This window comes from Fredinandcohnia quinoae (assembly GCF_022427965.1).
Classification (GTDB): Bacteria; Bacillota; Bacilli; order Bacillales; family Bacillaceae_L; genus Ferdinandcohnia; species Ferdinandcohnia quinoae.
This window is the reverse complement of sequence record NZ_JAKTTI010000008.1, coordinates 24,250-40,065: the sequence shown is the minus strand read 5'-3', so window position 1 is coordinate 40,065 and position 15,816 is coordinate 24,250. Positions and strand designations below refer to the sequence as shown.

The following is a 15,816-nucleotide window of genomic DNA, read 5'->3' as shown; positions in this document are numbered from 1 at the left end:
TTTGTCGTGGATTTTCCCATTTCAAACAAAAAAAGCTAGAGATATTACCGACTTCGGTAAGGTCCCTAGCTTTTTTTAGTTAGTCAAAAATTTACTTTTACCTCTTCTTGTTCTAGAAGGATATCTGAAAACTCATTAATTCGTTCAATATCTGCACCTATTGAAGCAAGCTTTTGGTGGAAGTTCACATAACCACGGTCTAAGTGCTTGAGTTCTGTAACACGAGTATAGCCATCAGCAACTAAGCCCGATAGGACTAATGCTGCGGCTGCACGTAAGTCAGTTGCTGCCACTTCAGCACCTTGAAGTTGTGATTCACCATTAATGATAACCGAACGACCTTCAATTTTAATATCACCATTCATGCGACGAAACTCTTCGACATGCATAAAGCGATTTTCAAATACAGTTTCTGTAATCATACTTGTGCCCCCGGCACGTAATAATAATGCCATCATTTGCGATTGCATATCTGTTGGAAATCCAGGATGTGGCATTGTTTTTATATCAATAGCTTTCAACTTTTCTGGTCCTATGACACGTAGACCATCATGCTCTTCAATAATCGTTACTCCCATTTCTTCCATTTTCGCAACTAATGAGCTCAAATGCTCAGGCACTGCTCCTTGAACAAGTACATTTCCAGCTGTTATCGCAGCTGCAACCATAAATGTACCTGCCTCGATTCGATCCGGAATGATCGTATGATTTGCTCCATACAACTTTTCAACACCTTCAATTCGAATCGTTCCTGTACCTGCACCTCGAACCTTTGCGCCCATTGCGTTAAGGAAGTTTGCTAAATCAACAATTTCTGGTTCTTTTGCACAGTTTTCAATCGTAGAAATACCATCTGCTAATGTAGCAGCCATCATGATATTTTCAGTTGCTCCTACACTTGGAAAATCCAAGTATACTTTTGCACCCTGAAGTCTTCCATTCACTTCAGCATCTATATATCCATTTCCTACTTTTACAATAGCACCCATTGCTTCAAAACCTTTTAAATGCTGATCAATTGGACGTGAACCAATTGCACATCCACCAGGAAGTGCGACCCTTGCATGCCCATGACGTGCAAGAAGTGATCCCATTACAAGAACAGATGCGCGCATTTTACGAACATATTCAAAAGGTGCTTCTGTTTTAAGCTCTCTTGATGCATTGACAACGATTTGATTATTTGCAAATGTCACTTCCGCATTTAAATAACGCAATACCTCATTAATCGTATACACATCTGAGAGCGTGGGTACATCATTTATAATACTTTTTCCTTCACTAGCTAATAAGGATGCAGCGATAACTGGCAAAACGGCATTTTTAGCTCCTTCTACCTTAACTGTGCCGTTTAGTTTGCGACCGCCACGGACGATGATTTTTTCCAAGGTATTCCCCTCCGCGTCCCATTTTCTCTATATTAATATTCATGCCTTCCATTTGGTGTTCCACCTACAAATGTAGTTTCGAACCCAAATCTTTGTCTAATCACACGATTTTATAGTCATTTCTCAAGTCATTGTGGTAAAAAACCTTTCACAATGCTGTAGTATATGCAAAACCCTCAGCAAATGTCTCTATTTGAATCTAATTGCATCTCATGGGTTGTTGCGTCACTAAATAAATATCGAATTACACACAAAATCCCTTCTCATCTTATCATTGTATTCACCATTTATACAAGTGAAATTTGTGGGAAATGCTCAATAATTGTCATATATATACTTTTTTAATGGAAGGCTGAATATTACAATACTGAGTACATTTAATCACATGATACAGTTTGTTCGAATTTACCTTCTTTTTTTTGAGGGTATACTTCTCTAACTTCAGGTAAAAATAGTGTCGTTATCTATTACGGTACTTCCTCTCCATACTTTCATTTTTGCCAGAAGACACGTTGTAATACGTGGAATTTAGTGGTGTTCTAATCAATCATTAGAATAAACTTGGCAGCTGTTGCGACCATAATAAATAATCCAGAAAAAAGTTACTTACTGTTGTTCCTATAGCAATTGTTATAAAAATTAATAGCACTCGAGCTTGAATAACATGATTCGGCTTAATTAGCTTTTCATACCGTATTCCCTGAAGGGCCCACCATGTTATCGTCATAAAAATCAAATGCGAAATAATACTGATTAATGCCTGATAACCAAAACCCGCAAGCAAATTTACCTCTCTCCTTTTACCTAATAATTTCCCCTATGTATGTTTCGATAATATTAAAAAATACTAAAGGAAGGGGCATCCCCATACCCCTTCCTTTCTTTATACCCCTTAAGTTTCGCGAAACTCTCCCAATTAACCTATGAAATCGCCAAAGTTTTCGAATTGTTGCAAGAAGTCGAGCGCAATTCCCGGTAAGATTCCGAACAGGATAGTGCCGACAACCCCTAAAATGATGACAATTAAGACTCCTATTGGCAACTTAATTTTACTGTCATCTGCTGCAGGCCTGAAGAAGATCTGCGTAAGCATTCCAAAATAATAATAGTACGAAATTACGGTTGTTGCAATCATAATTGATGCAAGGACGTAATGTGATGGTGTCATCAACGCACCCATAAATATTTTGATTTTCCCAATAAACCCTGCTGTTCCTGGGAATCCTGCAAGTGACAAAATGAATATCCCAAGAGCAACTGCTGTTAATGGTGAGCGCTTATATAGACCTGCAAATTGACTAATATCCTCTGAACCTGATTTGTCAGATAACACTTGTAAAATCGCAAAGAATCCAAGGTTCATGAATAAATACGCCACTAGGTAAAACCAAACTGTATCTAACATAAAATAGGATAAGGTTGCAAATGCTACTAATAAGTACCCAGCATGAGCAATACTTGAATAAGCCATTAACCGCTTAATATTGCGTTGCTTCAATGCAATTGTGTTCCCAATGATCATTGTCGCACCCGCCAAGAAGGCTAAATAATCTTGAAGATGGAATAATAATAACCCTGACTCTCCATCTCCTGAAGGTGCTTGGCCAAAAATCGTTACAATGATACGTAAAATGATTGCAAATCCAGCTGCCTTTGAAACAACCCCTAAAAAAGCGGTAACAGGCGTTGGTGCGCCTTGATATACATCTGGTGCCCACATATGAAATGGTGCAGACGCAATTTTAAAGGCAAGCCCAATAAAAATCATTATAAAGGCAATCGCTAAAATATACATTTGCTGCTTATCAGTTATTCCGGCTATCGCATAGAGTAGCTCTTTTAAATTCGATGTACCTGTTAATCCATACACATAACTAAGCCCGAATAAAAAGATTGCCGTAGAAAGCACACCATTTATTACGTATTTCATAGCTGATTCATTTGAAAGCTTATTTCGTTTTCTAAGTCCCGCCAAAATATATGAAGAAATAGAAAGCAATTCCAACCCGACAAACAGTGTGATTAAATCACCACTTGATGTCATAATCATACCGCCTAAAAGAGCGGTAAGTATTAAATAATAAAATTCGCCTCGATATTCGATCCCGTCATTAGGATCATAATTCATCGCTAATAACAGAACCATTCCAGTTCCGACAAGTAATATTAATTTAAAGGCAATCGCAAAGGAATCAAGTCTGAACGTATCATGAAGGATTGATGTCACATCATTCCCTACCATACTAACGACAAATCCAATTGCAATAACAATACCTGCAATCCCAATCCATGCCAATGGCTTGCGATCCCTATCTTTCCCCATAAATAAATCAAGTAATGATAGGAGGGTTGCAACACCGAGGATGATGAACTCTGGTGCCATGGCTCCCCATTCATAACTGAACAAAGCATCTAGATCCATCCGGCTTACCCCCCTAATCCTAGCATAATAGTTTCAAGTGCAGTTTGCAGTGGCTCCGTAAGCACGCTTGGGATTACACCAATTAAGATGATCAAACCAAGTAAAATGACTACCGGCACCATTTCAACTGGACGTAAATCAAATGCATCATCGTACAAATTATTTGCTTTTCCATAAGTCACATTCAATACAGCGCGTAATAAATAGACTGCTGTCATTATAATACCGATTGCTCCAATTGCCGCCACGATTGGCATTTCTTTAAATAGTCCTAAAAATGCCATGAATTCACTCACGAACCCTGACATACCAGGAAGACCTAAAGATGCCATTGCTCCCGCTAATAAAAACCCAGCTGTAAGCGGCATAGCTTTTGCAAGACCACCTAGCTTGCCAATATACGATGTTCCAGTACGCTCGTAAATGACACCTATCAGGAAGAACATCAGTGCTGAAATTAATCCGTGTGATACAACCTGGAAGAGTGCACCTTGAATTCCCGCTTCATTCATTGCTCCAAGCCCAATCAAAACAATCCCCATATGTGAAATACTTGAGTAAGCGAGAACCATTTTAAAATCTGTCTGTACAAATGCTAAAAACGCACCATACAATAGATTAACAACTCCCAGTATCGCTACAATAGGTGCCAATGTGTTAAATTCCTCAGGATAAAATTCCATTCCAAAACGGATCATCCCATATGCACCAATTTTAAGTAAAATACCTGAGTGTATCATTACTATTGAAGGAGGTGCTTGTACGTGAACACGAAGCATCCATGTATGTAATGGAAATACAGGTAGTTTAATTCCAAATGCTATTAAGGTTGCGATTAAAAGTCCCATTCGCAAATCCCCTGAAATTTCCATCGGAAGTGTGCCCTCAGGACTAGCGAAAATTGCGACTAATGCTGAAATATTCGTTGTTCCCGTCTTCGCAAATAAAATCATAATTACGATTAAAAGAATTGCCGAACCAATTCCATTGAAAAGCAAAAAGCTAAAAGCTGCCCTTTCCTTTTCTAAATAACCCCATTTTCCAATTAGGAAGAAGGTTGAAATTAATGTCATCTCAAAAAATAAGAAGAACAATATTAGGTTTCCTGCTGCGAAAACACCAAGCATCCCTACTTCAAGTAATAAGAAAAGCATAAAATAGCCTTTCCATTCCTTTTTAATATGGATGGATGCGATTGCTGCAAGTGTTGCAATCACAGCTGTTAACACAATCAGTACTAATGAAAAGCCATTAAGTCCTAGTTCATAATTAACTTCCCATGGATTTCCCTTCGGAAGAAATCCGAACCAGTAATGCTTTTCATTCAGCTTTGCAAGATCTCCACCACCACTATAGAAAAAGTACGTGTATAACGCAATTCCTAGCGTCGGTAGTGTTGCTAGAAAGCCAACAAGCTTTATCGTCTTTTCCTCCGTCTTTGGTACGAAGGCTAGTAAGATAATACCTAAAAGTGGGAAGAATACTAAAAGTGATAATAAAAATGAACTCATTTCAAGTACCCCCCTGTTAACGCGACAAATACTAGTAGAATAGCCAATCCAATAAATACGATTGAGCCATACATTTGTACTTGACCATTTTGAAGCTTAGCACCAAGTTTTCCAATACCTTGAGTAGCCGCTGCCACACCTTTTACAATGCCACCCACTAAGAACACATCGATATATTTTAAGAATAGGCTTAGTACTTTCGTTGCGTACACAACTGTCCCATTGTAAAACTCATCAATATAATACTTGTTGTACACAATATTGTACGTAAGCGGTGCTCGTGAGCTGAACCAATCTCTTGCAATTGATTTCTTCCCATACATGAAGTATGCAAGCAATATTCCAAGTAAAGAAACAACTGTAGCAACAATCATGATCCAGATTGGACCATCAATATGGCCATGACCTAGATTGGTAGTACCTTCCGTTAACCAATCACCAAGGAATGTTCCAAACCAAGGTGTATTCACATATCCCGCCACAACTGCAAGAACACCAAGAACAATCATTGGAATTGTCATAACAGATGGTGATTCATGAACCTTGGACTGGTTACCTCTTGCTTCACCAGTAAATACCATGAAGAACAAGCGGAACATATAGAATGCAGTAAAGAACGCTGCTATCACCGCTAACCAGAATAACGCATAGTTTCCATGTACCCATGTCGCAATTAAGATTTCATCTTTACTAAAGAATCCTGAAAATAGTGGTACACCACTGATTGCAAGTGTTCCAATTAAGAACAATGGACCAGTAATGCGAAGCTTTTTCCATAGACCGCCCATTTCTTCAATATTCTGAGTCGACACTGCATGGATGACACTACCTGCTGCTAAAAATAGCAATGCCTTAAAAAATGCATGTGTCATTAAATGAAATACTCCTGCCACATAACCTGCTGAACCTAACGCAAGCATCATGTAGCCTAACTGACTAACCGTTGAATACGCAAGTACACGTTTGATATCCTTTTGAGCTAAACCAATTGAAGCAGCAAAAATGGCTGTAATTCCACCAACAATTGCAACTGTCATCATTGCTGCTTTACTAGCTGCAAACAATGGGAAGGTCGCGGCAACTAAATACACACCAGCTGCAACCATTGTTGCGGCATGGATTAACGCTGAAACAGGTGTCGGACCTTCCATCGCGTCTGGTAACCATGTATGTAATGGAAACTGACCAGATTTTCCAACTGCTCCGACAAAAATTAAAATGGCTGTTAACGTAATCATTGTGTATGAGATTGAACCCGCTTCAACGGCTTTAAATATCTCATCATATTCGAAACTACCAACTTGCCAGAATAATAGAATCATCCCAATTAATAAACCAACATCTCCGATTCTCGTCATAATAAACGCTTTTTTCGCAGCTGCTTTTGCTTCTTCTTTATAAAAATAGAAGCCAATTAATAGGAAGGAACCAACTCCGACAAGTTCCCAGAAAATATACGTTTGTAGTAGATTTGGAGAAATGACCAAGCCCAGCATTGCAAACGTAAAAAGTCCTAAATAAGCATAAAATACTGGAAAACGCTTATCATCATGCATATATCCCTTTGAATACATATGTACAAGAAAACTGACAAGCGATACTACCACTAACATAAGTGCATTTAATTGATTGACTTCAAAACCCGCTGTTAAGTGCACATCCCCGATTGATAACCAAGTACCTTCGTATTTATATGTTGGATTCTTAAAGCGCTCAAAAAGAACCAACAATGAGTAAACGAATGCTGCTAATGTGAGCACCATACCAACATAGGCACTGGACTCCTTCAGTCGTTTACCAAATAGAAGAAGGAACAAAAAAGAGATAAGCGGGAAAAGCGGTATGATCCATGCATTTTCCATCATCGTATCACAATCCCCTTCTTTACTGTTTCATTGTATCCATTTCATCAACATTAACGGTTCGACGATTCCGATATAATGCCATTAATATCGCTAAACCTACTGCAACTTCCGCCGCAGCAATTGCAATCGCAAACAATGAAAAGATTTGACCTGTAATATTTGGATTAACTCCATATTTACTAAATGCAACAAAGTTAATATTTGCAGCATTCAACATTAATTCAGCGGAGATTAACACGATTACTGTATTTCTTTTTGTTAAAACACCGTATAAACCAATACAGAATAAAATTAATGCTAATAAAAGGTAGGCTGACAATGGAATTGAACTCATTCCTCATTCGCCTCCTCTTCTTTATCTTTTTTTGCTAATACAATCGCACCGACTAAAGCTACAAGTAGTACAACCGACATTAATTCAAAAGGAATGACAAATTTCGAGTAAAGCGCCAATCCAATTTTTTCAGTATTGTCTACATGTAAATCTGTTGCTTGTTCCCCAAGCTCCAAATCGTAAATACCGAAATAAATAGCAAGACCGAAGCCTATAATTCCTAAAAGGATTATAATATTTCGACCCATACTGATTTTTTTCTCATTTGTGGCATTATGGTTTGTAAGCATGATTCCAAATAACATCAGAATTGTAATTGCTCCAGAATAGATTAAGACCTGGACCGCTGCAAGGAATTCTGCATGAAGTAATACATACAAACCAGCGATGCTAATAAATGTAAATACAAGTGCGACGACCATATGGACAACCTTTTGAAGATTGAGCATCAAAATTCCGCCGCCAATCGCACTTAATGCAAGGACTAAAAACGCTAGAAATTCTCCTGTCAAACTCACGCTTTATTCTCCTTTCGCAAGTTTGTATCGTTCTCATCTAACCATTCCAAATTCTTAAATAATTCATCACGACTATATTCTGCTAGCTCAAAGTTATTTGTCATAATAATCGCTTCAGTTGGACAGACCTCTGTACACAAGTCGCAAAGAATACAAATTTCAAAGTTAATATCATACGTATCAATAATTTTCCCCTTTTTCATAGGGTCAGGGTGTTTTTTTCCTGTCAACTGAATACAGTCGGTCGGACAAATGTTAGCACATTGATTACATACGATACATTTTTCCGGATAAAATTTCTGAATCCCACGAAAGCGATCCGGTAGTGGTAGCGGTTCATTCGGATAGTCATAGGTAACCTTTTTAAAGGTTAGTTGTTTCAGGGTATATTTCAAACCTTTCGCTAGACCAAGCATGTAATGTCACCCCTTTGTTTGAGATTGAAATTCAAAAAGTCCGGGAAAAATACCTGTCGAATCTCTTCGTCACTCTGCCCCTCCGTTCCTCGTGACTATCGTTCCTCGACCTTCTCCGCCCTTTTTGTCTTCCTTTTTGAATGGGCTTGAACTTAATAAAATAACTCTTTAATTAGTGCTGCTAAGAAAATATTAGCGAGTGCAATTGGTAGTAGTACCTTCCAACCAAATTCCATCAAGCGATCAGCACGTAACCGTGGAAATGTGGAACGGAACCAGATTAAAATATAAATGACTACACTGAATTTTAATGCAAACCATACAGCTCCAGGTATAAAGCTTAAGAATGCAATTGGTTGCCATCCGCCTAAAAATAATACCGTTGTTAAAGCAGCCATCGCGAACATATACACATACTCTGCAAGCATAAAGAATGCCCATCTAAAGCCTGAATATTCAACATGGAAACCAGCAACTAGCTCTGATTCAGCTTCCGGTAGGTCAAATGGCACACGATTCAGCTCTGCGACAGATGCAATAAAGAATACGAAAAAAGCAACTGGCTGTACAAAAATATACCAAACATTTTCTTGTGCGTTGACGATATCAGATAAATTTAAGCTACCAGTTAATAAAATAATTCCAATCACAGACATAACAAGTGGAATCTCATAAGATATCATTTGTGCGGCTGCACGCATACCACCCATGAGTGCGTATTTATTATTTGATGCCCAACCACCCGTCACAATTCCAACCGTTGTAATACCTGACACCGCAACATAATAGAGCAAACCAACCCCAATATCTGCAAACTTATAATTATCAGTAAATGGAATTGCTGCGACTACCATGAAAGCCGGTGCAAATGCAATGACTGGTGCAATTATGAACAGTGGTCGATCTGCTAATTTTGGAATCGTATCCTCTTTAATTAAAAGCTTCAATACGTCTGCTACTGTTTGTAACAGTCCCCAACGCCCACCGGTTTGGTTAGGACCCTGACGCGCCTGCATAAAGCCCATTACTTTACGCTCGGCAAGAATTCCATATGTTACAAATCCTAGTATAACTAGTAACAATATCGTTGCTAGACCGAAGAAAATTCCAAAGTTAAGCCAGCTTGGAGGTGAATTCAATAATTGATCGATCATTAACCATCAACCTCCCCGAGAACAATATCTATTGCGCCTAAAATGGCAATTAGATTTGCCATATTTTGACCTTTTAATAATTTTGGAAGTATTTGCAAATTATAGAATGAGGGTCTACGGAACTTTAATCGATAAGGCTCTTTTTTCCCATCACTCGAAATATAACAGCCAATTTCCCCACGAGGTGATTCAATTCTTACATATGCCTCACCTTTTGGGGCCTTTATAATTTTTGGAACCTTGGCCATAATTTCTCCCTCTGCAGGGAATTGTTCTACGGCTTGTTCAATGATTTTAAGTGATTCTTCGATTTCTTCCAAACGGCAGTGATAACGTGCCCATGCATCTCCACCATCTCTTGTCGGTACATCAAAATCAAATCGATCATAAATGGAATAAGGCTCATCCTTGCGAAGATCCCATTTCACACCTGTACAACGGAGATTAGCACCACTTAGTGAGTATGCGAGTGCGTCTTCCTTCGTGTATTTTCCAACACCTTTTACACGGTCCATGAAAATTTCATTTCCAGTCACTAACTCGTGGTATCCCGGTAGCTGCGATCTCATATATGGTACAAATTCTCTAACCTTATCAATCCAACCTTCTGGAGCATCCCACTTCACACCACCTACACGCATATAGTTAAATGTGAGACGTGCACCTGAAAGCTCATTTAATAGATTAATAATCATTTCACGTTCTCTAAATGCATATAAGAACGGTGTTGTAGCACCGAGGTCAAGTAAGTACGTACCCCACCAGACAAGGTGACTTGCAACCCTTCCTAATTCCATCGCAAGCACACGTAGATACTCTGCACGATCAGGAATTTTAATATCCATCATTGTTTCAACTGCATGGCAAATGACATAATTGTTTGTCATAGCAGATAGGTAATCCATTCGGTCTGTATATGGGATGATTTGAGTATATTGCAGATCCTCTGCTAGTTTTTCAGTTCCACGGTGAAGATAACCAATGACTGGTGTAGCTTCAGTTATTATTTCTCCATCAATTTTTACAACTAATCGGAATACTCCGTGTGTACTAGGATGCTGTGGTCCTACATTTAGGAGCATTTCTTCTGTACGAATCATTTGCTACACCTCCACATCATACGGTTCATAGTCTTTTCTGAGCGGATGTCCTACCCAGTCATCTGGTAACATGATTCGTGTCATATTAGGGTGACCGATGAAGTTAATTCCTAGCAGATCATATGCCTCACGTTCAGGCCAATTTGCACCTTCCCATAGTGGTTGTAAGGAGTAAGTCTCAGGATTGTCACGGTCTATTTTTACTTTGAGTGCAACAGATTGTCTATTTTTATAAGAGAACAAGTGAACATATATTTCCATATGAGTCTGGAAATCTGTTCCGTGTAATTCTGATAAATAATCAAATCCTAGTTGCTCATTATATTTTAAAAACTCAGCTACTTTGTAATATGTATCTGGCTTCGCAACAAGGGTTGGTACATCCTTTGATAAGGTATTAATATAAGAATTCTCTAATACTTCTTCCCCTAAATGCTCTTTAATTACCTTTTCATATTTGTCTAAGTATGGTTGATTCGGTGATGGTTTTACTTCTTCAGCTGGTTCATCATTTGTTGCCCCTCCAGCTCCGGCTCTTGCTTTTGCTGCTGCGGCTGCTTTTGCCTTTGCTACTGCAATCGCTTTTGCCTTTTCCTTCGCTAGATCATCTTCACCTGCACCACCTGCCGCCATTGCTTTTGCCTTCGCGGCTGCTGCGGCTTTTGCTTTTGCTACTGCTGCAGCTTTCGCCTTTGCCTTAGCATCATCATCATCATCTGCAGCCCCACTAGCTTTTTCTAATGCCTTTTGCTTCGCTAATGCTGCAGCCTTTGCTTTTGCTGCGGCAACTGCCTTGGCCTTGGCTTTGGCTAGATCATCATCACCAACTGGTTCATCAAGTTCTGCCCCTGATGCTTTTGCTTTTGCAAGTGCTGCAGCTTTTGCTTTCGCGGCTGCTGCGGCTTTCTTCTTCGCAAGCTCTTTTGGATCCTCTGCCCCATCAGTTGTTTCCGGTGCATCAGACGACTCAGGTGCTTGTTCCGCTGCCTTTTGCTTCGCTAGTGCTGCAGCCTTTGCTTTCGCTGCTGCTGCGGCTTTCTTCTTCGCAAGCTCCTTTGGATCCTCTGCTCCTGCTGTTGTTTCCGGTGCATCAGACGACTCAGGTGCTTGCTCCGCTGCCTTTTGCTTCGCTAGTGCTGCAGCCTTTGCTTTTGCAGCTGCTGCGGCTTTCTTTTTCGCGAGCTCCGCAGCCTCACGTTTTTGCTGTTCAAGGTCTTTATCGCTCACGCTAGATCACCTTCTTCCCTGTCTTAGCCTCATAGCGTATCTTTTCTTTCAGTTTGTTAATTCCATAAATAAGTGCAGCCGGATTCGGTGGACAACCAGGGATATATACATCTACAGGTACAATTTGGTCCACACCTTTAACGACTGCATATGATTTCACGTATGGACCACCTGCAGTCGCACATGAACCCATCGCAATGACCCATTTTGGTTCAGGCATTTGGTCATATAGCCTTTTTAAAACAGGTGCCATTTTCTTTGTTACCGTTCCTGATACAATCATACAATCCGATTGACGCGGAGACGTACGGAAAAACGACCCAAAACGATCCAAGTCATAGTGAGATGAACCTACACCCATCATTTCAATCGCACAACAAGCAAGACCAAACGTCATTGGCCAAATTGAATTACTCCGTGCCCATCCTTTCACCTGTTCAAGAGTTGTTAAAAAAACACTTCTCTTCAACTCTTCCATTTCCAATTCTGAGATTCCATCTAGTTTTAGATCCATTTCAACACCTTCTTCTTCCATGCATATACTAAGCCGATAACAAGCATTACTACGAAGATAAACATCTCTATCAAGGCAAAAATACCTAATTTATCATACGCAACAGCCCATGGATATAAAAATACTGTCTCAACATCGAAAATTACGAACATAAGCGCAAAAATATAATACCGTACATTGAACTGAACCCGTGAATCGTGGAATGGCTCAATTCCACTCTCATATGTAGTTTGCTTCGCTTGGTTTGGCGCATGTGGTCGTAATAAACGACCAGCAGTCAAAGCAACAATCGGCAACAAAATGCCTAAGCACAAGAAGACAAACACTATCAAGTAATTATTCAAATACTGATTCAAAAAATCCCCCATGCAGCCCCCTCCGATATTCAAAAAAATTTAAAAACCCAAAATTATTAAACTTGTAACCGATAACATTATAGCACTTTTTACAATGAAGTGCGACCAAACCCCGCACTTATTCTAGGAAATTACCATTTCAGAAAAATAAATAAGAAATCTGCGGGAAAAGCTAGCTTTTCCAAGCAATTTCTTATTTATTTTCCTGTTTCAGCAAAGCTGAAATGATGAAGCTTTAGCTTCATCAAAATGGTTATTTCCGTCCTAGTTCAGTGCTCGAGTACTTGTCGTCGCACTTCGTCCCCCTACCCAGCCCAAAAGCCGAAGGATTTTGGGCGACTTTTTACATCGAACTCCCCTTAACTCAGTCGCCCTTCATTCACTTAAATTCTCGAAAGAGAATTTCAATTCAAACCTCTTTCACCAGTTCCACAACAATAAACCACTCACTTCATCGAAATGATCATTTCCGTCCTTATTCAGTGCTCGGGTACCAGTCTTCGCACTTCGTCCCCGCCCCAGTTCAGTGCTCGTGTACCAATCGTCGCACTTCGTCCCCCTCCCCAGCCCAAAAGCCGAAGGATTATGGGCGACTTTTTACAGAAGGAAGGTTCTAATCAATCTGGCAATTCAGCAATTCAGTCTTTAAATGGGAGTGTTCATTCTACTATAATCCTATCCTCTGCTAAGTTATTAAATTATCATTTTTATGTCAATGACAATAATCACATTTTTTCGTCAAAATACGTCAATATTTTTAAACTGTATATTAATTAAGCAATTTTGTTCATTTTCATTTTTGGAAATATTACTTTTTGCTCCGAAAATATCGTAATGTGCATATATTTGTGTTAACGCGCATTTATTTTTAATTACAAGCATAAAAATTTTTTATCGTGCATTATTTCAAACTATCGTTCAAATATAATAAATAACGTGCATATCCTCAAAATTGGACATGTTTTTTCCTTTCATACGTGCTATTTTTAATCAAATTATAGCCTTCCCATAAAAATAGACCAAATTAGCCTAACTTAAATAGATTTTTGGTTAACTTTAGCTGTAAAACCTCCTAATCCCTGAAGAATCCAAGAAAGGAGCCTTAATAGTGTGAATTGACAAAGCTAGGTTAGCAAAAGAAGGGATTATACATTTCTTATCGAATGTAATTCGATAAAGTAATTACTATTCAGGAATAGCCGACTTTTTTTGAGCGTAAAATGACGGATTGAAAAACCCTTTTTCATTTAAGATGGTATTGAAAGGAGATTGGAATCAAATGGATTGGCTAGAGAGAATGAACCGTGCAATGAATTATATTGAACAAAATTTAGCAGGTGAAATTAATGGGAAGGAAGTAGCAAAACTAGCTTGCTGTCCAGAGTATCATTTTCCAAGAATGTTTTCATCTATGACAGGATTGACTTTATCAGAATACATTAGGCGGAGACGTCTTTCGCAAGCAGCATTTGAACTTCAAAATAACTCTAGCGTTAAAATCATTGACCTTGCCCTGAAATATGGATATGATTCCCCGGATGCTTTCAGTCGTGCTTTTAAGAACCTCCATGGGACTACTCCAACAGAAGCCAGAAGTATAGGAATTGATTTAAAAGCCATTCCGAGACTTTCCTTTCAAATTACGATTAAAGGGGATGTAGAGATGGACTACAGAATTGAAGTTTTAGAATTTGAGATTGAGATTGTAGGAGTTAAACAAAAGGTCGTAACAAAGGATGCTTTTATGATGATTCCTAAGTTATGGGAAGAAGCGAGTACAAACGGATTTATACATAAGCTCATCGATATGTCATGGGAAAATCCACAATGTAAAATGGAAGGAATTTTAGGTGTATGTGGGAAACAAGCTACAATTACGGATGAAGAGTTTGACTATTTCATGGGCTGCCGTTATGCAAATGAATTTTCTAGTGATATGGAGAAAATAGTCCTACCTAAAAGTACATGGGCTGTTTTTCCAAATATTACTGATGCATGGCAACGTCTGTATACTGAATGGCTACCTACTTCAGGATACGAATTAGCAGATCTTCCTTGTATCGAGAATTATCTAGCACCTGATAGAGTTCCAAATAGTGAGCTTTGGGTTCCAGTAATTCCTAAATAAGTGTCTGCATGAATACCAAAATGTGAATCAGATTAATATGGCAAATCTGTTAACCTCTAATGCGATTGACGCGTGGTATGAAGAATACAATTGCCTTTTAAAACATAAATAACAATACAAATAGCACACAAAACGCTTGGATTTTTATCTCGAAGCGTTTTGTTTTATAATATCTTATCGAACTAAGCTACCGTTTGGCTAATGACAATTTGATAATACACTTACCTGTAAATCTTCTGCTATTTTTTTATCGTATGCTATTTAACTTCTCTTAAAACTTGTTGATTTTTGGGTAATTCAGGGTCATAGCCTAGTATTGGTGTTGAATTTTGCAAGTGTTCCGTCAAAATGTTGGAGAGACCCCTAATAATACAAGATTACTCTACAAAAGCATCTAGAAATTTACTTGCCTCACTATTAAACTTCCACATTATCCCGAATTTATCGACTAACATTCCAAAACTTGCTGACCATGGCGTAGAAGATATCGGCATGATCACAGTCCCACCTTCTGAAAGCCCTTCAAAAATTTGCTTATTCATTTCTGAATCAGCATCAATAATACTGATTAAGACAGTATTCCCTTTTGTGACTTTGCCTGTCACAGCTTGCATAAAAGGCGGAACATCAGAGATCATTAAAATATTCCCTGAAAATTCAATACGAGATTCCATAATCATGTTTTGTTCCTCTTTCGTTAATGGGGCATTTGGATCTTGACCAAAGGCACCAAATCTCACCATTTTTACGCTAGTTGCTGGTAATGCCTTTTCATAATAGGACAATGCTTCTTCTGCTTTTCCATCAAATTGTAGATAAGTTATTGCTTTCATATTTTATTCCTCCTTTTCATATTTGAAGTATAATAGGACATAGGCGACAT

Annotated in this window: 15 protein-coding genes; 1 reads left to right on the top strand and 14 read right to left on the bottom strand. The window is 38.7% G+C overall.

Annotated features, from left to right (window positions below; all coding sequences use genetic code 11):
• Positions 1–83: 83 nt before the first annotated feature.
• The 13 genes from murA to MJG50_RS07395 form a co-directional block, all read right to left on the bottom strand.
• Positions 84–1,388, bottom strand: coding sequence for a UDP-N-acetylglucosamine 1-carboxyvinyltransferase (gene murA, locus MJG50_RS07455; protein ID WP_240254183.1), 1,305 nt, complete (start codon positions 1,386–1,388; stop codon positions 84–86).
• A 550-nt stretch (positions 1,389–1,938) separates the two neighbouring features.
• Entirely contained in the window at positions 1,939–2,172 is a 234-nt protein-coding gene (locus tag MJG50_RS07450; protein ID WP_240254181.1) for a DUF1146 family protein, read from the bottom strand.
• 132 nt (positions 2,173–2,304) lie between these two features.
• Entirely contained in the window at positions 2,305–3,810 is a 1,506-nt protein-coding gene (nuoN, locus tag MJG50_RS07445) for an NADH-quinone oxidoreductase subunit NuoN (RefSeq protein WP_240254180.1), read from the bottom strand.
• Positions 3,811–3,815: 5 nt separating this feature from the next.
• Positions 3,816–5,321, bottom strand: a complete 1,506-nt coding sequence (locus MJG50_RS07440) for an NADH-quinone oxidoreductase subunit M (RefSeq protein WP_240254179.1) — start codon at positions 5,319–5,321, stop codon at positions 3,816–3,818.
• Entirely contained in the window at positions 5,318–7,186 is a 1,869-nt protein-coding gene (nuoL, locus tag MJG50_RS07435; protein ID WP_240254178.1) for an NADH-quinone oxidoreductase subunit L, read from the bottom strand. Before nuoL ends, MJG50_RS07440 begins: the two co-directional genes overlap by 4 nt.
• 19 nt (positions 7,187–7,205) lie before the next feature.
• Positions 7,206–7,520 (bottom strand): NADH-quinone oxidoreductase subunit NuoK, encoded by a 315-nt coding sequence (nuoK, locus tag MJG50_RS07430; protein ID WP_240254177.1) that lies wholly within the window; start codon positions 7,518–7,520, stop codon positions 7,206–7,208.
• On the bottom strand, positions 7,517–8,032 hold the full coding sequence (locus MJG50_RS07425) for an NADH-quinone oxidoreductase subunit J (protein ID WP_275695538.1): 516 nt from the start codon (positions 8,030–8,032) through the stop codon (positions 7,517–7,519). The genes nuoK and MJG50_RS07425 overlap by 4 nt, the downstream gene beginning before the upstream one ends.
• Before the next feature lie 2 nt (positions 8,033–8,034).
• Entirely contained in the window at positions 8,035–8,454 is a 420-nt protein-coding gene (gene nuoI / locus MJG50_RS07420) for an NADH-quinone oxidoreductase subunit NuoI (protein WP_240254175.1), read from the bottom strand.
• A gap of 152 nt (positions 8,455–8,606) precedes the next feature.
• Positions 8,607–9,608, bottom strand: coding sequence for an NADH-quinone oxidoreductase subunit NuoH (gene nuoH / locus MJG50_RS07415; RefSeq protein WP_240254174.1), 1,002 nt, complete (start codon positions 9,606–9,608; stop codon positions 8,607–8,609).
• Complete coding sequence (locus tag MJG50_RS07410; protein WP_240254173.1) at positions 9,608–10,708, bottom strand: NADH-quinone oxidoreductase subunit D; 1,101 nt, start codon at positions 10,706–10,708, stop codon at positions 9,608–9,610. The genes nuoH and MJG50_RS07410 overlap by 1 nt, the downstream gene beginning before the upstream one ends.
• A 3-nt stretch (positions 10,709–10,711) precedes the next feature.
• Entirely contained in the window at positions 10,712–11,935 is a 1,224-nt protein-coding gene (locus MJG50_RS07405) for an NADH-quinone oxidoreductase subunit C (RefSeq protein ID WP_240254172.1), read from the bottom strand.
• Position 11,936: 1 nt separating this feature from the next.
• Positions 11,937–12,449, bottom strand: coding sequence for a NuoB/complex I 20 kDa subunit family protein (locus tag MJG50_RS07400; protein ID WP_240254171.1), 513 nt, complete (start codon positions 12,447–12,449; stop codon positions 11,937–11,939).
• Positions 12,440–12,817: an NADH-quinone oxidoreductase subunit A gene (locus MJG50_RS07395; protein WP_240254170.1), complete on the bottom strand. Its 378-nt coding sequence runs from the start codon at positions 12,815–12,817 to the stop codon at positions 12,440–12,442. The genes MJG50_RS07400 and MJG50_RS07395 overlap by 10 nt, the downstream gene beginning before the upstream one ends.
• A gap of 1,267 nt (positions 12,818–14,084) precedes the next feature.
• On the opposite strand from MJG50_RS07395, the gene MJG50_RS07390 reads away from it, so the two are divergent.
• The gene (locus MJG50_RS07390; protein WP_240254169.1) at positions 14,085–14,933 is read left to right on the top strand and encodes an AraC family transcriptional regulator; all 849 of its coding nucleotides are present in this window, start codon (positions 14,085–14,087) and stop codon (positions 14,931–14,933) included.
• A gap of 377 nt (positions 14,934–15,310) precedes the next feature.
• Here the strand turns inward: MJG50_RS07390 and MJG50_RS07385 are convergent, their stop codons facing one another.
• Positions 15,311–15,766, bottom strand: a complete 456-nt coding sequence (locus tag MJG50_RS07385; protein ID WP_240254168.1) for a VOC family protein — start codon at positions 15,764–15,766, stop codon at positions 15,311–15,313.
• Positions 15,767–15,816 lie beyond the last annotated feature (50 nt).

Bases quoted from the DNA above. Each gene is read 5' to 3' on its own strand.
- nuoK (WP_240254177.1), bottom strand. From the start codon at position 7,520: ATGAGTTCAATTCCATTGTCAGCCTACCTTTTATTAGCATTAATTTTA.
- nuoI (WP_240254175.1), bottom strand. From the start codon at position 8,454: ATGCTTGGTCTAGCGAAAGGTTTGAAATATACCCTGAAACAACTAACC.
- MJG50_RS07410 (WP_240254173.1), bottom strand. From the start codon at position 10,708: ATGATTCGTACAGAAGAAATGCTCCTAAATGTAGGACCACAGCATCCT.
- MJG50_RS07390 (WP_240254169.1), top strand. From the start codon at position 14,085: ATGGATTGGCTAGAGAGAATGAACCGTGCAATGAATTATATTGAACAA.
- MJG50_RS07400 (WP_240254171.1), bottom strand. From the start codon at position 12,449: ATGGATCTAAAACTAGATGGAATCTCAGAATTGGAAATGGAAGAGTTG.
- MJG50_RS07440 (WP_240254179.1), bottom strand. From the start codon at position 5,321: ATGAGTTCATTTTTATTATCACTTTTAGTATTCTTCCCACTTTTAGGT.
- nuoH (WP_240254174.1), bottom strand. From the start codon at position 9,608: ATGATCGATCAATTATTGAATTCACCTCCAAGCTGGCTTAACTTTGGA.
- MJG50_RS07385 (WP_240254168.1), bottom strand. From the start codon at position 15,766: ATGAAAGCAATAACTTATCTACAATTTGATGGAAAAGCAGAAGAAGCA.
- nuoL (WP_240254178.1), bottom strand. From the start codon at position 7,186: ATGATGGAAAATGCATGGATCATACCGCTTTTCCCGCTTATCTCTTTT.
- MJG50_RS07395 (WP_240254170.1), bottom strand. From the start codon at position 12,817: ATGGGGGATTTTTTGAATCAGTATTTGAATAATTACTTGATAGTGTTT.
- nuoN (WP_240254180.1), bottom strand. From the start codon at position 3,810: ATGGATCTAGATGCTTTGTTCAGTTATGAATGGGGAGCCATGGCACCA.